At 50.5% G+C, this 20,578-nt stretch carries 20 protein-coding genes; 11 read left to right on the top strand and 9 right to left on the bottom strand.

The window, feature by feature from the left end; all coding sequences use genetic code 11:
* Positions 1-22: 22 nt before the first annotated feature.
* The 7 genes from BN348_RS00385 (at position 23) to BN348_RS00355 (ending at position 6,244) form a co-directional block, all read left to right on the top strand.
* Positions 23-949, top strand: a complete 927-nt coding sequence (locus tag BN348_RS00385) for a ParM/StbA family protein (protein WP_040195500.1) — start codon at positions 23-25, stop codon at positions 947-949.
* The gene (locus BN348_RS00380; protein ID WP_040195498.1) at positions 946-1,272 is read left to right on the top strand and encodes a hypothetical protein; all 327 of its coding nucleotides are present in this window, start codon (positions 946-948) and stop codon (positions 1,270-1,272) included. Before BN348_RS00385 ends, BN348_RS00380 begins: the two co-directional genes overlap by 4 nt.
* A gap of 350 nt (positions 1,273-1,622) precedes the next feature.
* Positions 1,623-1,982: a plasmid mobilization protein gene (locus tag BN348_RS00375; protein ID WP_242844279.1), complete on the top strand. Its 360-nt coding sequence runs from the start codon at positions 1,623-1,625 to the stop codon at positions 1,980-1,982.
* Positions 1,943-3,316 carry a relaxase/mobilization nuclease domain-containing protein gene (locus BN348_RS00370; protein WP_040195495.1) on the top strand — a complete coding sequence of 458 codons (1,374 nt, stop codon included), beginning with the start codon at positions 1,943-1,945 and terminating at the stop codon, positions 3,314-3,316. The genes BN348_RS00375 and BN348_RS00370 overlap by 40 nt, the downstream gene beginning before the upstream one ends.
* Positions 3,313-4,173, top strand: coding sequence for a ParB/RepB/Spo0J family partition protein (locus BN348_RS00365; protein ID WP_040195494.1), 861 nt, complete (start codon positions 3,313-3,315; stop codon positions 4,171-4,173). Before BN348_RS00370 ends, BN348_RS00365 begins: the two co-directional genes overlap by 4 nt.
* A gap of 11 nt (positions 4,174-4,184) precedes the next feature.
* Positions 4,185-4,460 (top strand): transposon-encoded TnpW family protein, encoded by a 276-nt coding sequence (locus BN348_RS00360; RefSeq protein WP_040195493.1) that lies wholly within the window; start codon positions 4,185-4,187, stop codon positions 4,458-4,460.
* An 86-nt stretch (positions 4,461-4,546) separates the two neighbouring features.
* The gene (locus tag BN348_RS00355) at positions 4,547-6,244 is read left to right on the top strand and encodes a recombinase family protein (protein ID WP_052446577.1); all 1,698 of its coding nucleotides are present in this window, start codon (positions 4,547-4,549) and stop codon (positions 6,242-6,244) included.
* 508 nt (positions 6,245-6,752) lie between these two features.
* Here BN348_RS00355 and BN348_RS00350 read toward each other — a convergent pair.
* The 4 genes from BN348_RS00350 to metA form a co-directional block, all read right to left on the bottom strand.
* A complete protein-coding gene (locus BN348_RS00350; RefSeq protein ID WP_052446576.1) occupies positions 6,753-7,085 on the bottom strand; it encodes a helix-turn-helix domain-containing protein in 333 nt (110 codons plus the stop codon).
* A 47-nt stretch (positions 7,086-7,132) separates the two neighbouring features.
* Positions 7,133-7,297: an aspartyl-phosphate phosphatase Spo0E family protein gene (locus tag BN348_RS14010; RefSeq protein ID WP_197068245.1), complete on the bottom strand. Its 165-nt coding sequence runs from the start codon at positions 7,295-7,297 to the stop codon at positions 7,133-7,135.
* A gap of 633 nt (positions 7,298-7,930) precedes the next feature.
* Positions 7,931-8,284, bottom strand: coding sequence for an SdpI family protein (locus BN348_RS00345; RefSeq protein WP_040195492.1), 354 nt, complete (start codon positions 8,282-8,284; stop codon positions 7,931-7,933).
* Complete coding sequence (gene metA, locus BN348_RS00340; protein WP_040195491.1) at positions 8,281-9,219, bottom strand: homoserine O-acetyltransferase MetA; 939 nt, start codon at positions 9,217-9,219, stop codon at positions 8,281-8,283. The genes BN348_RS00345 and metA overlap by 4 nt, the downstream gene beginning before the upstream one ends.
* 188 nt (positions 9,220-9,407) lie before the next feature.
* Here metA and ispE point away from each other — a divergent pair, with 188 nt between their 5' ends.
* Both ispE and BN348_RS12755 read left to right on the top strand, forming a co-directional pair.
* Positions 9,408-10,358: a 4-(cytidine 5'-diphospho)-2-C-methyl-D-erythritol kinase gene (gene ispE, locus BN348_RS00335; protein ID WP_040195490.1), complete on the top strand. Its 951-nt coding sequence runs from the start codon at positions 9,408-9,410 to the stop codon at positions 10,356-10,358.
* 363 nt (positions 10,359-10,721) lie between these two features.
* Positions 10,722-12,650 carry a C1 family peptidase gene (locus tag BN348_RS12755; RefSeq protein WP_082020699.1) on the top strand — a complete coding sequence of 643 codons (1,929 nt, stop codon included), beginning with the start codon at positions 10,722-10,724 and terminating at the stop codon, positions 12,648-12,650.
* A gap of 409 nt (positions 12,651-13,059) precedes the next feature.
* On the opposite strand, the gene BN348_RS00320 is transcribed toward BN348_RS12755, so the two are convergent.
* The 4 genes from BN348_RS00320 to BN348_RS12750 all read right to left on the bottom strand — a co-directional run bounded on the left by BN348_RS00320 (position 13,060) and on the right by BN348_RS12750 (position 17,115).
* Positions 13,060-14,511 carry an MATE family efflux transporter gene (locus BN348_RS00320; protein WP_040195489.1) on the bottom strand — a complete coding sequence of 484 codons (1,452 nt, stop codon included), beginning with the start codon at positions 14,509-14,511 and terminating at the stop codon, positions 13,060-13,062.
* Positions 14,508-14,960, bottom strand: coding sequence for a MarR family winged helix-turn-helix transcriptional regulator (locus BN348_RS00315; protein WP_040195488.1), 453 nt, complete (start codon positions 14,958-14,960; stop codon positions 14,508-14,510). Before BN348_RS00315 ends, BN348_RS00320 begins: the two co-directional genes overlap by 4 nt.
* A 184-nt stretch (positions 14,961-15,144) precedes the next feature.
* Positions 15,145-15,873 (bottom strand): DUF434 domain-containing protein, encoded by a 729-nt coding sequence (locus BN348_RS00310; RefSeq protein ID WP_040195486.1) that lies wholly within the window; start codon positions 15,871-15,873, stop codon positions 15,145-15,147.
* A 15-nt stretch (positions 15,874-15,888) separates the two neighbouring features.
* Complete coding sequence (locus BN348_RS12750) at positions 15,889-17,115, bottom strand: GmrSD restriction endonuclease domain-containing protein (protein ID WP_052446574.1); 1,227 nt, start codon at positions 17,113-17,115, stop codon at positions 15,889-15,891.
* 325 nt (positions 17,116-17,440) lie between these two features.
* Here BN348_RS12750 and BN348_RS14340 point away from each other — a divergent pair, with 325 nt between their 5' ends.
* Entirely contained in the window at positions 17,441-17,869 is a 429-nt protein-coding gene (locus BN348_RS14340; RefSeq protein WP_082020698.1) for a helix-turn-helix domain-containing protein, read from the top strand.
* A gap of 177 nt (positions 17,870-18,046) precedes the next feature.
* On the top strand, positions 18,047-18,667 hold the full coding sequence (locus tag BN348_RS00295; protein ID WP_156136350.1) for a helix-turn-helix domain-containing protein: 621 nt from the start codon (positions 18,047-18,049) through the stop codon (positions 18,665-18,667).
* A 114-nt stretch (positions 18,668-18,781) separates the two neighbouring features.
* Here BN348_RS00295 and BN348_RS14120 read toward each other — a convergent pair whose 3' ends face one another.
* A complete protein-coding gene (locus tag BN348_RS14120; RefSeq protein WP_242844278.1) occupies positions 18,782-19,477 on the bottom strand; it encodes a collagen-like protein in 696 nt (231 codons plus the stop codon).
* Between the last annotated feature and the right edge of the window lie 1,101 nt (positions 19,478-20,578).

The raw sequence follows: 20,578 nt of genomic DNA, 5'->3' as shown, positions 1-20,578 counted from the left end.
GGGGAGAAAGAAGGAAAAGGACATGAAAAACTTTAACAACACAAAAATCATCGGTATCGACCACGGATACGGCAATATGAAAACGGCAAACTGCTGTTTCCCCACCGGCGTTATGAAAAGCGATACTGAACCCGTCTTTGTGAGCGACCTGCTTGTATGGAACGGCAAATACTATTCCATCGGCGTCGGTCATAAGGAGTTTACGGCGGACAAGTTTAACGACGAGGACTATTATGTTCTCACGCTTGCCGCCATTGCCCGTGAGCTTCGCAGAGAAAATATCACCTCCGCCGACGTTCACATCGCCGCAGGACTTCCGCTTACTTGGGTAAGCGGGCAGAAAGCGGAATTTAAGAATTACCTGCTTCAGAACAGGAATGTGACCTTTGTGTTTCGGAACGTGGAATACTCCGTCCGCATTGTCGGGGCAGATATTTTCCCGCAGGGGTTTGCCGCCGTTGCGGACAAGCTGAATCAATTCACCGGCGTCAGTATGCTTTGCGACATCGGCAACGGCACGATGAACCTGCTTCGAATCGTGAACAAAAAGCCGGACGCGCAGAATATGTTTACCGAGAAGTATGGGACGTATCAATGCTCCCTGCTCATTCGGGAGCAGATGATGAAGCTGCACCACGCTTCCCTTGACGATACGATCACCACGGAGATTTTGAAGAAAGGGACGGCAGACATTGACGGGCAGTATCTTGATACGGTTATCAAAACTGCAAAAGAATACACTGCCGGTATCTTGCGCCGCTTGCGTGAACACGAGTACGACCCCAAACTAATGAATCTTTATGTGGTCGGCGGCGGTGGCTGTCTGATCCGCAACTTTGCGGAGTACGACAAAACCCGTGTGTATATCGAATCGGATATTTGCGCACCGGCAAAAGGATATGAGTATATGGCCCTTGTTTCGCTTGGCAGAAACGGCGGTGCGAAATGAATGTAAAAAATGTAAAAATCCGCTTTAATCTGAATAAAGAGAATGACCGCAGGGCGTATGACTATCTGCAAAGCGCAGAGAAATCGTACAGCAAGGCGGTCATTTTCGCTATATGCGGGTTTGTGGAGTTATCCGAAAGGACGGCAGCCGAAGATGCTTTCCTTGAAAGGGTCATATCCACCGTTCGGACGGAAATGGCAAAGTACAATCCCCTTGGCGGTTTATTGCAGTTTGTGCAGACACCGCCCGCACAAATACCAGAAGCGAAAGAAAACAGTGCCGAGGCCGAAGAAGCGGTGCTTGATTTCCTTGATAACTTCTGAGGGTACACTTTTTCCCGTTTTTGACGGTACTATGATTGCAACATTCAAAAGAATTGCCCCCACCATATCTAACGGTTCCACTATTCCGGAATATTGACGGCACACGACTAAAGAATGACGGCGAAATCAAAGAAAAACGGAACTCCTCGAAAGGTTTGCACAAATGAGAACGCTCCCCTACGGTACAAGCCGCAGAGGATGGGAGAAATTCACCTGCGGTGTGCGTCTTACACCGTAGCAAGCAGGGAACTTGTACGGCAAGTTCCCAAAGGAGCAGGCAGCGGGAACGCTGCCTGCCCCACTTTAGGGGCTATGCCCCTAAGACCCCATCAGAGAAAGAAGGAATGTATATGAACACAAACAAAAAAGAAAAACTTGCCCGGATCGAGATACGGGTCAAGCCGAAAGAAAAAGAAGCCATCCGTCATATAGCCAAAACGTGCGGACTGCCGATGAGTGAATATGTTGTAAAAAGGGCGCTGGGCTATGCACCGACAGCGGTGCAGCCCGACGCCTTTTTTGATTTCTACGACAAACTGTGCGAGCTTCTGAACCGGGAACTTACTCCCGAAACCGAAGCGGCGGCAATGGCGCTGTTTGACGAGATTTATGCAGAATTCATAGATACGCCGAAGCAGAGCAGAAAGGCAATCGTGCGGGAGGTGGCGGAATGGCGTCAACAGGCTTCTGGCCGGTCAAATCCCGATTGAAGGAGGTCATCGACTACGCAGAGAATCCCGATAAGACCACCGACAAAAGGTTTTTAGACGAAGATTTGTGGGCGGCGCTGCGGTATGTGAAGAACGGTCAGAAGACCGACCGGACAATGTATGTATCGGGGATCAACTGCCCGAAGCAGAGAGCGTACCGCTGCATGATGGCGACCAAGCGGCGATACGGCAAGCTCGGCGGCAATGTGGCGTATCACGGGTATCAGAGCTTTGCGTCGGGCGAGATCACACCGGAGGAAGCGCACAAAATCGGCGTGGAAACCGCACGGCGGATGTGGGGCAAGGAATATGAGGTCGTTGTCACCACCCATCTGAACACGGATAATCTTCATAATCATTTTGTGGTCAATTCGGTATCCTTCAAGACCGGCAGGAAGTTTGAAAACCATATCCGTGACCACATCGAGCTTCGCAAAATCTCCGATGCCATTTGCAGAGAACATGGGAAATCCGTCATCCCGTTCACGCACTTTTACGGCGATAAAAGAGCGTACTGGGCTGAAAAGTCCGGCAAACTCACCCACCGTGGACAACTGCAAAAAGATATGGATGAAGCGCTCTCGAAGTGTTCCAGCTACAAGAGTCTTGAATACTATCTGAAATCCCTCGGTTACCGCTTGGAACGGGATTTCCGCTATGAACATCCTTCTGTAACCGCCACCGGTTGGCAGAGAGCCATCCGCATCGACAGTCTCGGAGAGCAGTATTCCAGAGAGAGCATACGGGAAAAACTGCTCGATAATCAGCGCAAACCCGAACTGTATGCGGTCGTATATCCCGTATGGAAACGAAAGCCGCTGCTGTCCTTTGAATATGAATTCCGAAAGGCGCAGCGGATGGACATGGTGACGCTGCTGTTTCAGTTATTCATAGAACTCTTAAAACTCTGTACCGGCAGCAACATTGAGCAGCAGCCAAACCGCCCGCTTTCCCCGGTGATGCGGGCAGAAGTACGGAAATTAGATCAATATCTGGAAGAATATAGGCTCCTTTGCGACAACAACATCCAGTCGCCAAAGGAGCTTTTGTCGTTTCAGGAAGATTTGTCTGCCCGGATTGCTGCATTGGAGAAAAAGCGCTACGCCCTGCGCCTGAAGCTGCGGCGGGTAAAATCGCCGGAGGAAGGTGCGGCGTTGAAGGAACAGGCAAAGGAACTCACAAGGCAGATCACGCCTTTACGCAAAGAATTAAAAATTGCCAAGCGCATTGAGGAGCATATTCCGAGGATCAAGGAGCTTCTTGACGCAGAACAGCAAGTCGAAATGAAACACAACAATTTAATTATGAAGAAAGAACGAGGTCATGAACGATGAAGAATACAAAAACAAATATATCTATGAAGCAATTATACCCTTTTGAGGGGCATCCGTACAAAGTGCAGGACAACGAGGAAATGGAGAGCTTGACGGAAAGCATCCGACAAAACGGAATCCTTTCTCCGCTGCTCGTCCGACCGATGGACGGACAACCGGATCACTATGAGGTCATATCGGGACACCGCAGGCTGTATGCGGCGAAGAAGGCAGGGCTGGAAACGGTTCCTGCCTTGATTTATGCTATCGACCGAGAAGCCGCCGCCATCCTCCTTGTGGACAGCAACCTCCACCGTGAGCATATCCTACCCTCCGAAAAGGCGTTTGCGTACAAGTTGAAGCTGGATGCGATGAGCCGACAGGGATACCGTTCAGATTTAACTTCCGACCAAGTTGGTCGGAAGTTAGAAACAGCGGAGATTATCGCTCAACAGTCCGATGACAGCAAATCTCAAGTACGCCGCTATATCCGCCTAACCCACCTGATCCCTGAATTCCTCGACAAAATGGATGAGGGCAAGATGGCGCTGTCCGTTGGCGTGGAGCTTTCCTATCTGGATAAGGCGACACAGCGGGAGATTTTGGAGCAGTGCGAGATGAACGACTGCACCCCGTCCTATTCGCAGGCGTTCCGGCTGCACAAGGCAGACCGGGAGGGACTGCTTTCGCCGCCTGTCCTCCGGGACATTATGACGGAGGAAAAGGCGAACCAGCGGGAGATGTTCAAGCTGCCGATGGAGCGCATCAGGCAGTTTGTCCCCAATGCCAACCCGAAACAGGCGGAGGATTTCGTCCTCAAAGCCTGCGAGCATTACCGCAAATTTCTCATTCGGCAGAGAAGCCGTGACGAAAGGTAAGGTGAAGGAAGATGAAAACAAAAGACGGTTATACCTTTGATCCCAATGTTATTTGGATGCTGCCGCCGAAGCCTGTAGAGGAAGACAATCTCAATGATATTGTACTTCGATCCTGCCCTGACGTCAACATTGAAAGCGGAGAATTGGTGTGCTTTCGGGGAGAAGATGAGTTTTCTCTGAAAATCGGCGGCACCGCTTATGACGTCCGCACCCATTTCAGCACAACGGGTAAAGAAAGCGTACTGGAGCAATTCAAGCGGCTGATCCTCTCGGAAAAGCTGATTTAGTTTCACACATTGGAAAAGGACAGCCGGGTATTGTAAAATGATAATGCCTTTGCAATGCCCGGTTGTCGGAAAGGAGAATTTTCAGAATGACAACAGCAAACAAAACAAACGGGCAAACCGAAGAAAAAATTACGGCGCTTTACTGCCGCTTATCCGTAGACGATGGACTGGATTCCGAGTCGAATTCCATCAGTCACCAAAAGGACATCCTGCTTTCATATGCCCGTCAGAACGGACTGGCAAACCCGCAAATTTTCGTGGACGATGGTATTTCCGGTACAACATTTGAGCGGGAAGGATTTAAGCGGATGGAGGCAATGATTGAGAATGGCGAGGTTTCTACCGTGGTCGTAAAAGACCTTTCACGCTTCGGCAGGAATTATCTGGAGGTTGGGCAGTACCTTGAAATCCGCTATCCTTCATTGGGCGTTCGGTTTATCGCCATTCAGGAAAATGTGGACACCTTTCGGAACAGCGGTGCGGAATTGATGCCGTTCCATAATATTTTCAACGAGTGGTATGCGGCGCAGACTTCCAAGAAAATTCGTGCGGTATGGCAGTCGAAAGCGGAACACGGCGAACGGGTATCCCCAACCGTACCGTTTGGATACAAGAAGTCGGAGAGCGACCAGAAGCAATGGGTCATAGACGAACCCGCCGCAGAGATGGTAAAACGGATTTATGCGCTCTGCCTTGCGGGGCGTGGCCCGTCCCAGATCGCACGGCAGCTTGAGAAAGAGCAGGTGCTGATCCCAAGCGCCTACTATGAATCCGTAGGCAGAACCCACGCACGGAAAGAGTACCAAAATCCCTATGCGTGGGATCAGAAAACGATTGTAGGTATTCTTGAAAACCGGCAGTACACCGGCTGCGCGGTCAACTTCAAGACCACCACCGTCAGCTACAAGGTGCATAAAACGATCTACAAGCCGAAGGAGGAACACCGGATCATCCCCGATATGCAGGAACCGATTATCTCGGAAGAACAGTGGCTTCGGGTGCAGGAGCTTCGGGAAAACCGCCGCAGACCCACCAAGACCGGCAGGGCAAGTCTCTTTTCCGGCTTGGTCTACTGTCCCGACTGCGGAGCCAAGCTGCATTTCTGCGCCGCAAAAAGCCTGAGACGCAATCAGGAGTTTTGGCGCTGTTCTAATTACAAATCCGGCAGAGGAAAATGCCAAATCCACTATATCCGGGACGTTGTGTTGGAGCGAATCGTGTTGGAGGCGGTCAGCAATCTTGCGGACTTTGTACGCTGCTACGAGCCGGTGTTTCTGTATATGCTGGCAAAGAAGAACAACGCTATGCGGCAGAAAGAATACAAAAGGCTCCAGCAGGCGGTGGATAATGGAACAAAGCGGATCACGGAAATCGACCGACTGATTGAACGGGTATTCGAGCAAAACGCTTCGGGTATTCTCTCCGATGAACGCTTTGCGGTAATGCTCCGAAAATACGAGCAGGAGCAGAAAACGTTGTCTGCGGAGGTTGCCGAAGGTCAGAAGACCTTGCAGAACGCCGAACAGAAAGCGGTGGATTTGCGGCTGGTACTCCGTACTCTGCGGGAGATCACCGACGTCAAGGAGCTTACGCCTACCCTCGTCAACTCGCTGATCGAGCGCATTGAAGTTCACAACAACGACAAGTATGACGGTCACTGTCACGTCAAGGTGGATATCTACTTCACAGCGGTGGGAATGATCGATATTCCCACCGAAAAAGAAATCCGGGCTATGATGGAAGAAATTCGGGAAAACCCGCAGAGCTTCAAATTCGTAGCCTAACGGAAAAAGATACGGCGCAGCGCCATTCCGGCTCCGCACCGTATCCCCTACATAATTACTTCCTTATCTGGCTTGCCCATTCGACAGGCTCCCCTTTTTATCATATCATTTTATTTACTAAGTATCACATGGCTATTACTCCGCTGTGGCACAGCGGTTTTTCTTTGTTTGCCAAGTGACACTTGGCTGTGTGGTCGTTACTTCTTTGCGCGGCCAAAGAAGTAACCAAGAAAGGCCGTTCAAGGGGGCCATACACTGTGCCGCTCCTGGCAAGATGGCCCCCTTGAAAATCCCCTCTGATATCCCGCTTTCCCCTTCGGCCGCCTGCGGGCGGCTTCTTGTTTTTGGCAGGGTGGTTGGGCATACCTAGCAGCGGACGCTTCCCCGGTTACAGGTTGTACCTGCGGTACCCCAATACCTTGGCTGGAATGTATCTTGAATAAATTGAGCGGATGGAATCGTAAGTTTATATAAGAAAAGCATCGCCGGGGCAACCCTGCGATACTTTTTATTCATCTTTATAGAGCATCCCAATTAAGATTCCAACTGCGCGTTTCTGCTTGGTGACAGGAAGCTTTCGATAGGCTGACAGCATTTCTAATTCTTCTTCAGATAAGTCTTTTTGTAAGAATTGTTCAATTGAAGTGGGAACATTGGTTCGGTCCAGCAGATAATCAGCTGATACATCCAATTCATCACAAAGTTTCAGCAGAGTATTGATGCTGGGATTTGACCGGCCACTTTCATACGCGCTGATTGTTTCCTGTGCCACGCCGATTCTCATGGCCAGCGCAAGCTGATTTAAACGTATCGATTCCCGGAACTTCTGCAAATTCTTCATTGTCCAACTCCTGCTGCCTTTTCTTTATGTAACCGCATATAAACTTATTAGTTCTTTTCATCTTCCATGCAGAAAGTCTCATATGCATTCAAAAGCTCGTCCAGTTTCCTGCTTACCTGCAAAATTTCATTTTGATCTGCATGGTTTTCGACAAGCAGATTTAGTTTGCTTCTCCATGTACAGATTTCTATATCAAGCTGATCCCGATCCATATTTATACATACTTCCTCTTTTATCGTTCTATTTCTATTATAAAGATTCCAGAAGAAAACGATAGAAATGTGATCTGTAATAGCAGAAACAACGTTACTACAGTGTTTATTTTCTAGTATACGATCTAAGAGCTTATTCATCAGAATTTAGACGTTAAATGTCTGGCATAGTAGTTACGCTAAAGAATAGTTTTGCTATAAAAGTTTTTGGGCTTCTTCGTCTAGCGGTAAAAACATATCTTTTAAATGATATTTATCCGTACCAGCCGAAGTATTGGGGTACTATGCGAGAAACCAGTAACCGGGGAAGCGTCCGCTGCTAGGTATACCCAACCACCCAGCCAAAAGCAAAATGCCGCCCGCAGGCGGCCGTAGCAGATAACGGGATATCAGAGGGGATTTTCAAGGGGGCCATCTGGCTAGGAGCGGCACTGTGCATGGCCCCCTTGAACGGCCTTTTCTGGTTACTCTTTTGGCCGCGCAAAAGAGTAACGACCACACAGCCAAGTGTCACTTGGCAAATACGATAAGACCGCCGCGTCACAGCGGCATAGCCTCCACCGCGCCAAGGTATCTTGGCAAAAAAAGAGACTGACAAAATCAATTGTCAGTCTCTTTTCTATCAGAAAGAATTCACTTCATCTTCTTTTTAAGCTCCAGCTCCACCCAAACATAAATGACAACCAGCGCAATCACGCTCACCGTGACAGCGGTGATATTGAGAATCGGCTGGTGCAGCGGCCAGAGCATGTTTACAAACATCAAAGCCACCAGAATGATCGCCCCGGCAAGCAGACTCTTTTTGGCAAACGACTGCTGCGCATACCGCCACATCTCTTTGGATGAAAGCGACCGCTCCGAGCGGAATCCAAAAATGGCGTTGTCATACTTCGGCGGAAACAGCTTGAGCAGAAAGCCCAGCAGAATCATCACCAGCGGCAGCAGATACATCATCAGAAAGATGACCCAGGTTTCATACATGATCATAAGCGTTCCTCCTGCGCGTGTCCAAGCCGGCTCAAGTCATACGGCGTCTGCTGATACAGGAAGTAGTTCAGCCAGTTCGAGAATAAAAGATTCGCATGCGCACGCCATTGAAACAGCGGCGTCATGTTCGGATTGTCATTTGGAAAATAATGATACGGCACCTTGATCGGAAGCCCCTTGTCCAGATCGCGGTGATATTCATCCGCCAGCGTGTTCCGGTCATATTCCGAATGACCGGTCACAAAGAAGTTGCGCGCCTTTTTATCGGCGACAATATGTACCCCGGCCTGCGGGGAATAGGTGAGCAGCTCCAAATCGGGATGGTTGTCGATATCCTCGCGCTTGGTATAGGTGTGCCGGGAATGCGGCACATAAAATTTTTCATCGAAGCCCCGCACCAGCTGATGGGTCGGATGCAGAACATGATGCTCAAAGATGCCGAACTGTTTTTCATCCAGCTCATATTTGTTGATGCCGTAATGATAGTAAAGCCCGGCCTGCGCCCCCCAGCAGATGTGCAGGGTGGAATAAACATGCGTCTTGCTCCACTCCATGATGCGGGTAAGCTCCTCCCAGTAATCCACCTCGCAGAAATCGAGGTTCTCCACCGGGGCGCCGGTGATGATCAGACCGTCGAACTTCTGATCCCTGATGTCCTCAAACACCTTATAAAATTTAAACAGATGCTCGCTCGGCGTATTTTTGGACTGATGCGACGCGGTCTGCAGCAGCTCAATATCCACCTGCAGGGAGGTGTTTCCAAGCAGGCGCAGAAGCTGGGTTTCGGTGTCGATCTTCTTGGGCATCAGGTTCAGGATGGCGATTTTCAGCGGGCGGATGTCCTGATGGGTCGCCCGCTGTTCGGTCATAACAAAGATATTCTCATTTTCCAGTACCTTTTTTGCGGGCAGGGTATCGGGAATATTGATAGGCATACCGTTCACTCCTCTTATTGATCCAATCCGGTTTCATCCGTTCACCGGCGCTTGATTTGGGAATATTTCTTCTATTATAACGCGAAATCATCCGTTTCGCAAGTATTCGCGCTTGACTTTTCCATCCCACCCGGGCTATGATAAGGGATAAGCCATACGATCAACTGTGACAGGAAAGGATGTTATTCATGGAAATTATCACGGTGAAGGCTCCGGCCAAGGTCAATCTGAGTCTGGATATTGTCGGCGTCAGGCCGGACGGCTACCATCTGCTGGAGATGGTCATGCAGACGGTTTCCCTGTATGATACTGTCACACTGCGCCCGGACCGCGGGGAGATTACCATCACCTGCGACGACCCGGCCGTGCCCTGTGACCGCAGAAACATCGCATACCGGGCGGCTCAGCGCTTTCTGGAACAGATAACGGTCCGGGCGGCGGATGAAGATCGAAAGGGACACAGGGATTCTTTATCTTCAGACAGCCGCATCAATCATCAGGCGGATGCCGGACTGTCGGGCATCCATATCGCTATCCAGAAGCGGATTCCGGCACAGGCGGGGCTTGCCGGCGGCAGCGCGGACGGGGCGGCGGTGCTCGTTGGGCTGAACCGGATGTATGGAGGGATTCTTTCCACCGCAGAGCTCTGTGAAATCGGCGTCCAAATCGGCGCCGACCTGCCGTTCTGCATCCGCGGCGGCACCGCGTTCGTAGAAGGCATCGGCGAGCATGTCACGCCGCTCCCGCCGCTCACCGGATGCCATATCCTGATTGCCAAGCCGTCCATCGGCATTGAGACCGCCGCGAGCTTCAAGCGGTACGACGAGGTTGGTTCCAGGTTCAGGCCGAAAACCAAGCAGCTCAAACAGGCGATCGCCGCACGGGACATCAAGCTTGCCGCAAAGTCGATGGGCAACGTCCTGCAGACGATGCAGCGTATCGAGCCGGTCGAAGCAATTGTGTCTGAGATGACGGCGCTCGGCGCGGACGGATCGGTGATGACCGGGTCCGGCAGCGCGGTCATCGGCCTTTATCGGGATGCGGAGAAGGCCGGACATGCATTCGAAGCCATGCGGGAAAAATATGACCAGTGCTATTTGACAGAACCGGTCAGCAAAGGCGCGGTCTGTGTGGAATGAACCGCCGAAATGGATCATCAGCCGGGAGGAAGCATACGGTTTCCTCCCGGTCTTTTCATGCCGACGGTTATGGAACGAAATCTCATGCAATGTACTTGATGAAACGGTGAATAATAAATATTCATAAAATATACGTCGAAATAATAAAAATAATCATTTTTACAGTCGAAAAAAAGCATAAAATCCATCTATCATTTATTAAAATATCAAACATTTTATATTCATATTATGATATTATTTAAGTAAAATTTAATATTTTCTGTCAAAAAATTTATTATGCGTTTTACGGAGGCGATTCCAATGTACAGCAAATAGTCTCTGATATAAGAACACTGTGTTTAAACAGAAAGGAAGTTTTTATCCATGAAAAAACATTTGTGGCATGCTGTACATAAAGGCGGCAAAAACACAAAATCTTTTTTAAGTATGATTCTATCCCTTGCGTTGGTCGTTACTTTGACCGTTTCCCCTGGATTGACATCCTCTATAGCCAATGCGGAGGATACGGAACATTCTTATGGATGTATTCCCGATTCGGAAGAAGAACTGCAGTCACTACTGCTTAGTTCCAGTGATTTGCCAAGCGCAGACGCGCTGCCGTCGACAGTCGATCTCTCATCTAAGGTTCCGGCCCCCGGTAATCAGGGAACGCAGGGAAGCTGTACTGCCTGGGCTGTGGGTTATGCCTTGAAGTCCTATCAGGAAAATGCAGAAAGAGGATGGGGCGTTTCCAGCACTGCGACACAATTCAGCCCGGCATATATCTACAATCAGATCAATGGCGGCAGGGATGAGGGTTCTTCTATAGCTGACGCGATGAAACTGATTGTCCAGCAGGGCGTGTGTACACTGGCGGATATGCCATACAACCAAAATGATTATCGGACACAGCCGAACACCACGCAGCGGAATATAGCATCCAAATACAAAGCCGTTAAAAATGGAACCATTAAGGGAACCAGTGCTGTAAAACAATACTTGGCATCGGGTGACTGTGTTGTTATTCATATTGTGACCTATCCTGATTTTGATAATATCAGCAGTACCAATCAGGTCTACGACTCAACAGCCGGTAAAATGGGCGGCAACCATGCCATCTGTCTGGTTGGTTATGATGACAGCAAGCAAGCATTTAAATTCATCAATTCATGGGGCCCCGGTTATGGACTCAACGGGTACGGTTATATCTCCTATAACCTGTTCGAGTCCCCTCAGATCAGCAACGGTTACGCTTATGTCCTGACTGACGAGCGCACCTATGTGCCGGCGTCCGCGGTTGCGTTGTCAGGGGATTTCAACGGCGACGGCAAGGACGACGTGGCGACGCTGTTTGACGGCGGAAAAGATACCGGCGGGCACAACACCATGAGCATCTGCGTCCGGCTGGCAGGCAGCGACAAATCCTACCAGCTGTGGCGGCGCACCTCATGGTTTACATTCAGCAATGTGGGAAACCGTATTGTCGCCGGCGACTTTAACGGCGACGGCAAGGATGATATCGCGGTCATGTACTATTACGGCGGCAGTGAAATGGCCCTTCTCACATTCATGTCCACCGGTTCCTCCTTTAACGATGTAAAGTGGTGGTATTCCGACAAGGAGTACAATGCGCTGAAGGTGGATGGCCGTATGGTTGCCGGCGATTTCAATGGCGACGGTAAGGATGATATCGCCTCCATGTACGATTATGGCAGCGGCAACGCATCGATTCACACCTTCCTGTCAACAGGAACATCCTTCCAGGGTCCGAAGTGGTGGCGCAACGAAACGCAGTTCAATGCCAGCAAGGTAACCGGCCGGCTGGTTGCAGGCGACTTCAACGGCGACGGCAAGGACGATATCGCGGAGATGTATGACTATGAGGGTTCGACAGGCGGCATGTCCCTGCACACCTTCCTATCAACCGGCACGTCGTTTGCGGGCATCAAGTGGTGGTACTCCGATCCCGGATACAAAGCGCAGGATGTTGGAAACCGCATGACCACCGGAGACTTCAACAATGACGGCAAGGATGACATTGTGACGATGTATGACTACGGGGATGGAAAATCACAGGTTCATGTTTTTGCCTCCACCGGTGCGAGCTTTCAGACCCCGGGCATCTGGTTTTCAGAGATGACGCCAAAATGGTATTATGCCAACCATGTCAACAGCCTGGTTGCCGGCGACTTTGACGGCGACGGCATCGATGATGTAATTTCCAAGTATAATTATACGGATGGTAAAGTGCAGCTGCATTTCTTTAAATCCTTAAGCAGCCGTTTTCAGTCTTGGAGTGGTTGGACGATGTAACAGATACACAGCGCACACCATACACATATCGATCGCGGAGATTAAATCTCAAAGAAAGCCCGCATCCACAACAGTGGATGCGGGCTTTGCCGGCGTACTGCAAGACATGAAATGATAGGTTCGATCCCATCTGTTCAATCTATTTCGGCTCGAAGCCCACTGCCCCGAGCAAAACTTTACAAATTATTCGACAAACTAAATGAAGCGCACCGCTCCACAGCAAACCAGAGGATACATCTTTCCGGCCAAAGCGGCACTTGGCGGATGCAATGAAACGGCTATGCCGCAGCCACACAGCAATTATCCGGCAACGTGTATCTTTACAATCCGGACTCGAACGCATACCGTTCATTAACAGAATTTAAAAGGGTCCCGTGCAAAGCATATGCTTTGCACGGGACCCTTCGGTTTATATTGATACTCCCTGCCCGACCGGCTGGGACAATTCCGGTTCCAATGCCTGCCTGCTCTGCGCTTCCCGAATCTGGCGGGAAAGCTTGCGCATCTCCGGCACCACGAAGCAGATGACGATCACCGCCGAGGTGATGTCCGCGGCCGGTCCCGCAAACAGGACGCCGTCCAGTCCGAAGAACATCGGCAGCAGGATGATCAGCGGAATCAACAGCAGCAGCTGCCGCAGCATCGACAGGACGGCGGCCTTCATCGGCTGGCCGGTCGCCTGGAAATAGTTCGTCGAGACGATCTGGATGCCGGCGCAGAAGATGCCGCCCAGATAGATGCGCATACATTTGACGGCAAATACACTGAACTGCTCGTTTCCGCCGCCAAACAGCTGCAGAATCGGTTCCGGCATGGTCTGGCAGACGATGAAGCCCAGGAAGATGATGCCGGTCGCGGCTGTCACCGCCGTCAGGTAGGTCCGCCGGATGCGCTGAGGCTTCTGCGCGCCGTAATTGAACCCAAGGATCGGCTGCGCGCCGATACCGATGCCGATGCCGACCGACGCCAGAATCATGCCGATCTTCAGCACGATGCCCATCGCGCTGAGCGCCACGCCGCCGCCAATCGGGCTTTGGTTGCCGTATGTAACCAGCGTGTTGTTCATGACCACCTGCATGATGCAGGCCACCAGCTGCGTGATGCCCGAGGATACCCCAAGCGTGCAGGTTTTCCGGCAGACCCGCAGGTTCGGTTTCATCTCGCGCAGCTTCAGGCGCATATGCCCGCGCTTCCAGAAGTAAACGGTCAGGATCACCGCCGAAAGCATCTGCGACGTAATGGTCGCCAGCGCCGCGCCCTTGACGCCCCAGTTGAACGTAAAGATATAGATCGGGTCGAGAATCGTGTTCAGCACCGCGCCGATCAGGATGCCGTACATCGAGAGCCGCGGCGCGCCGTCGGTCCGCGCCATACTGGACAATGCCACGCCCAGCACGCTGAACGGGACGCCGAGCAGGATCACCCAGACATATTCCTTCGAATAGGCCATGATGCTTTCATCCGCCGCGCCGAACACCCGCAGCACCGGCTCCATAAAGAGAAGTCCCAGAATCATGATCACGACGCCCGCCGCAAGTGAAAGCGCGAACACATTGTTGAGCGTCTTCTGCGCCTCCTGTTTGTTTCCCTCACCGAGCTTGATCGCCGCATAGGCGCCGCCGCCCGAACCGATCAGCGTCGCAATCGCCATGATGATCGTCATGACCGGAAACGCGACGGTGGTCGCCGCGTTTCCTAAGTATCCAACGCCCTGTCCGATGAAGATCTGGTCTACGATGTTGTATACCGAGTTCACAATGCAGGAAACCACCGCCGGCACTGAAAACGCCAGCAGCAGCTTCCCGATTGGCTTGTATCCCAATGGGTTTTGTGTCTGCACCTCTTGTTCCTTTTCATTCATTCCTTGTCAGGCTCCTTCCTGTTCATATACTGATAGGCGTTGTCCGCCATTCTGTCAAGCAGCTGTTCGGCCATGCCGGCCTCCTCATCGGTCATGCCGGCGGTCAGCACCTCGTTCCATCTCCTGCGCGCGTCATAAATCCCCTCGATGATCGGCTGTGCTTCCCGGGTCGTATACACCCGCCGGATGCGCTTGTCCAGCGGGTCCGATTTGATCGCGATGTATCCCTGTTCCTCCAGCTTCTGCACCGCCTTGGTCACGGTGCCCTTGTCATAGAAGCCCAGCTGTGCCAGATCAACCATGCTGATACCCTCATTCTCATAAATGCGCAATAAAAAAAACTGCTGTCCGCAGCCGATATTGTAGCGGGACAGTTCCCGGTCATAAAACCGGTTGCCCTGCCGGTAGATGATGGAGGTGTGTTTCGTCAGAAAATGCGGTTTCTTCATCCCGTTTTCCCCTTGTCTCAATCGGTTGGATGCTCAACTGTTTTCAGTATAGCACGAGATGGTTGCGTATTCAACCATCTTCAAGATTTTTTAACAGAACGTTCCCCGCGGCATCAAGAACGCGCGGATGACAGAAGAGGGTTCTGTCCTCCGCGCGTCCGCGTCGATATGCTGTTTTTACCGTTCAATCGGATGGAGGATCACCGCCGTCCAGCTTTACGAAGCATCTGCCGGGCAGGCGGGCGTCGATGATCTCACGCGCCAGATTGACCCAGCTTCCGCACCGGTCCAGAATCACCGCGTCGCTGGTGACGGCGCAGTCCTGTTCCCAGAGCATCGCGTCGGCGTTCGGCACGAGCTGTACCTCGGCCGGGAAATCCATTTCCCGGGCAAGCCTCACGATTTCCCCGCGCAGCCTGCCGGAATTGGAGACCGGCGCGTCCAGCCAGAACCATGCGGATGCCGCGCCCCGGCGGCGCAGCTCTTCGAGGATCAGACAGACGGCCGGTTCGGTTTTGTCGATCAGCCGGTAGGTGCCGTGCAGACCACACAGGTCGCGCGCCGTACCATCCATACAGCAAAGCAGCGTCGAAGCGGACAGTGCCGTCTCCAGCGTAATGATCAGGTTGAAGCCGTCGATCTGTACCTGACGGCCATCCAGGGCGCCGGATATCCGCTTTTTCGCCCGTTCCTCCAGCTGCGCCTGTGAGGAGGAAGCGCGGGTCAGCGCCATACGCTGTCTGGCGGACAGCTGGTAATGGTTGCCGACGAAGGTCACGGTCTTTTCCATCTCGTAGCCATGGTCGAGCAGGAAGCAGATTTCGCGCTGGGCGCGCAGAAGCGTCTGCATGGCCGCGTCGCTGAACTGGATGTTATCATCCGGCAGAAAGCCGCGCTGTACGATTTGGGGCATTGTCTCACCTTTTTCTTATTGCTCACATATTTTATCGCTTTTTTTTCGGTTACAGTAGCGATGTAAAAGTTGTGCATTGCTTAATTCAGTAGGTCCACCTTGTGAAAAAGGAACAATATGATCCACTTCACAATCATCGATATTCAAGATGACATTTCCACAATAACTACATACACATCCTGGTGTAAATAGCTGTTCTTTTACTTCCTCTGAAAAAAACCTGCTAACTCTATCACAGCCTGATTTACCTGTGACTTTAGTAAGTACATTTGCTATTTTAGAAATTCTCCCAATGACTTTTTTACTGGAATTAGAGCCTGAATATACACTTTGTTTGTAATCTTCATCTAATTCTCTTATTTTTAATATTTCAGTTCGTATTTCATCTGCATGAAGAATCAAATCATGTCTATCAAAAAATGAAAAAGGAATCATAATTGAATCATACACTGACCCATTGAATTTTTTTCGTTGTTTAATTGAGAAAAACGCATCTTCACCTAAGATTTGTTTTACAATATCTATTGTACTATTAAAAAGAGTTTTAGCTTTTTGTAACTCTATTATTGAATCGTTTTGATGCTTTTCCATAAAACTATTCATAGCCTTTACATAGGTAGATTTAATGGCATAGTTTTCTCTCAGTGTAAAAAATCTAAGTATTCGCTCTTCATATGAACTTCTCTCATTGCTATCATGAAACATAACTTGCAAATTAGTATTACTCTTAGCAATTTCTTTTAACATGTTGTTAAAACTGCCTCGATATAAACAGTTGCGAAGCTCCTGGGGTTTTAATGAGACAGCACCAAGATTTAGCCTAGAGAAAATTTCGTATTTCAATTCCTGAGAATCTCTATTTAAACTAATCGCTTTTAGTGCTTTGGCATTCAATTTTCTTTGAATACTCTTTTCTAAATCCCTAAAATACAGTCCATTCAGTTGGGGCAACTCTGTAAGCCCTGTTAAAGCATATTCGTTTTTAAGATATTTTACAAATGATGTTATTCGTTGCTGACCATCAATAACAGAATAAATTCCTTCATCTTCTTCGCATAAGTAAACAATAGGTATCGGAATCCCAATTAAAATAGACTCTACTAAGCTTGATGCTCTTTCCCTATTATAGATATAATTCCTTTGATAATCAGGATCTGTAATTATATCATTCGCGTCATACATTTCTTTCAACTGTGCAAGTGTCAAATCCTTCTGTTCTGTATGCACAATTAATCCATACATAATTTGACATAAAACCTGATCTCCTTTGTAATACTCCTAAATATTTACTACAATTATAACATAAATATTACAATTGTCCACCTAAAATAACAAAAAAGAACAACAGAAGCTTGCACCACTTTGGGAGGTTGTCAAAAAGTATGCTTTGACCAATCCCATTATATAATCAAGAATTGGCCAACTGTTTTGAAGGTATCATTTCATCATTTTTTGTGGAACCAGGGACTCTGTATCATCACCTGTTTACAGGCAATTGATTTTTAAAGTCTAGTAGCTATACTTTAAGTATCAAACATAAAATAGAATGAAACGGTGTGATAAATAAATGATAAAACCGCCGCACATAAGGATCCGTGAAATCCGGGAAGATCACAATATGACTCAAAAACAGGTTGCAGAATTTTTAGGAATCCGCCAACAGTATTACTCTGAATATGAAAAAGGAGTGTATGAATTACCAGTACGCCATTTAACAGAACTTGTAAAGCTATACAATTGCAGTGCCGATTATATTTTAGGACTTTCAGATTATAAGCATTCGCTCGATACCTTGAAAAAACCATTTTATCAACAAGTTATGATAAGTACACTGCTTTCCGATTTTTCTTCACTGTTAACCGAGAATCGGCATTTATTGCTAAATTATCTGGACTTTTTGTTGACTTCTCAAAATAAAAGCCCCTTCAGCCGATCAAAAAAAGCCACCGTGCTCCCTCGCAACGCTAAAAAACGAAATGAGCGGGAGATTCCATAACGAGAATAACTTTGATCCTTCCTATACAGAATTATAAACAGACCCAAGCGATTATCAGTTAACAAATAAAAATGGCAGAAGCGGGACAACCTCTGCCGTGTTTTATCCACAGTTTTCAATAAAAAGTAAAAAACAAGAGCTGACGCATGCATCAGCTCTCAAAAAACATATTTAAATATGTTTTTGTTCCTCGCTACTATTATATGCGTCTTCCTGGTTCTGATGGGGGCCTTCCTGCAGTCGATCCGTTCGGTTTCCCGGCCGTTCAAGGCGCTTGTTACCGCAATGCGCCGGGTTTGGGACGCAGACCTCGACGTGCGCATCACCCAGCAGACCCGGCTGGCGAAATTCGACCAGGTCTATGGCATCTTCAACGCGACGGTCCGGGGAATCAAGGATTTGAAGATCAGCATCTATGAGCAGCAGCTCAATGAACGGAAGATCAAACAGCAGTATATTGACCGCCATCTGCTAAGCGAGCTGGCGCGTGAACAGATCAGTCATCACGTTTACTCGAATCCGAATGATTTCTCGCGGCTGTTCAAACGGGAGGAACAGATATCGATTTCGGATTGCATCTGTAAAAAACGGATGGAATATGCAAAGCTGCTGGAAAGCACCGATAAATCGGTCCGTGAAATCTGCGCCAAGGCGGAATATGTCTACCTCCAAGATGTTCAAACGCGAATCGGGGATGTCTCCCGCAGACTATCGAAAGGCATATGTCCGCTCAGCAGAGAAGACCATCTGAGTCGTGAAGGGATGATGGAATCCCCCATATCACAGTTGGTCGCGTAAAAAAGCCGTTCGTCTCGATACGAACGGCTTTTTCTTTTCCTATATCGCATTATGATATCGTTTCGCTTTGATGACGTCCCTATTCCGGCAGATGATGCCGCTGACCGGCAGGCATCAGGGCGTCTGAAACGCTGCTCCGGTATAGAACCATTCTATGCAGACAGATGTTCTCGCTCCGCCAAGGGACGCAAAGGTGCGCACTTCACACATGGACCACAGGTTTGTATCGGGATCCCGCTGCCTGATTCTCATCCAATGCATCTCTTGAGAATTGCTGTAAACGGTATCATCCAACACCACACGCGTTGAAATTTGGGTATTGTTGAGAGTCTGTCCTTCAACAGCACTATCATAAATGGATGCCCGGCGGATATCGGCCAGAATCGGAACCGCGGCATCCTGGGCGCGAACGGAAATCCGGATTGCCGCTGTGGATGTATTCTGATAGGTAAGGACCAGGCGCCCCACGGGAATATCCACTGTGCTGCTTGCAGCGGACAAATTGACGTTGTGGCAATCCATCGTGGAACGGAGATTCGGGCTGACGATATCCTGATCGGCCGTTTTAAAATGAACCTTGTAACTGGTAGGCGTATCTTCTTCCACAGTGATTTCCGGTGCGGGCCCGGTTCCCCCTGTTGCACCCGTCTCCCCAGCCGGTCCCTGCGGCAGAGTGAAATTGAGCTCCACACCGCTTTCCGTGGGAGTACCGGTAACATCTGCGCTGCCATTGGTGCTGGTGGTGATGCTTCCAACAGATACTGTCGGTGCGGCGCCGGTTGGGCCTGCAGGGCCAACCAAACCCTGCACTCCCGTCGCTCCCGTCGCTCCCGTTGGGCCTATCGGAACGACAAAGTCCAATGCGACTCCGGTATCCGTGGGGGTGGCGGTCACATTTGCCGTCGTCCCAGCTTCCACCGTCCCCACAGTCACGGAGGGACTGGCTCCCATCGGCCCGGTCGGCCCCACGGGCCCCTGTTCTCCCATGGCGCCTATTGGACCTATCGGGACGACAAAATCCAACGCGACTCCGGCATCCGTGGGGGTGGCAGTCACGTTTGCCGTCGTTCCTGCTTCCACGGTTCCCACCGTCACTGTGGGACTGGCTCCTGTTGCGCCTGTCGCACCCGCAGGACCATCTGAACCCTGCGCTCCCGCTGCTCCCGTTGGGCCTATCGGAACGACAAAATCCAATGCGACCCCGGTATCCGTGGGGGTGGCAGTCACGTTTGCCGTCGTTCCTGACTCCACGGTTCCCACCGTCACTGTGGGACTGGCTCCTGTTGCGCCTGTCGCACCCACAGGACCATTCAACCCCTGCGCTCCCGTTGCTCCCGTTGGGCCTATCGGAACGACAAAATCCAATGCGATTCCGGTATCCGTGGGAGCGGCAGTCACGTTTGCCGTCGTTCCTGCTTCCACGGTTCCCACCGTCACTGTGGGACTGGCTCCTGTTGCGCCTGTCGCACCCGCAGGACCATCCAACCCCTGCGCTCCCGTTGCTCCCGTTGGACCCACTGCGCCCGGTTCTCCCTGAGGACCTCGTTCTCCTGTATCACCTTTCGGACCTGCTGCACCCTGCGGGCCGACCGGACCTTGATTTCCCCGAGCGCCTTGGAGACCCATGTCTCCGCGATCGCCCTTTGGTCCCGTATCCCCCTGGGGACCCGTTGGCCCTATTCTACCCTGGGGACCAGCAGGGCCCTGCGGACCGGTCGGCCCTTGATTTCCCCGCGCTCCTTGGAGACCCATGTCTCCGCGATCGCCCTTTGGCCCCATATCCCCCTGGGGACCCGTTGGCCCTGTTCTGCCCTGGGGACCAGCAGGTCCCTGCGGACCCGGTTCTCCCTGTATGCCCTGCGGGCCCTGCATGCCGGGTTCTCCTCCGGGACCTTGCTGACCTTGCGGGCC

The organism is Candidatus Soleaferrea massiliensis AP7 (assembly GCF_000820765.1).
Taxonomy (GTDB): Bacteria; Bacillota; Clostridia; order Oscillospirales; family Ruminococcaceae; genus Soleaferrea; species Soleaferrea massiliensis.
The sequence above is the reverse complement of the archived record's forward strand: the minus strand, read 5'-3'. Positions and strand labels throughout refer to the sequence as shown.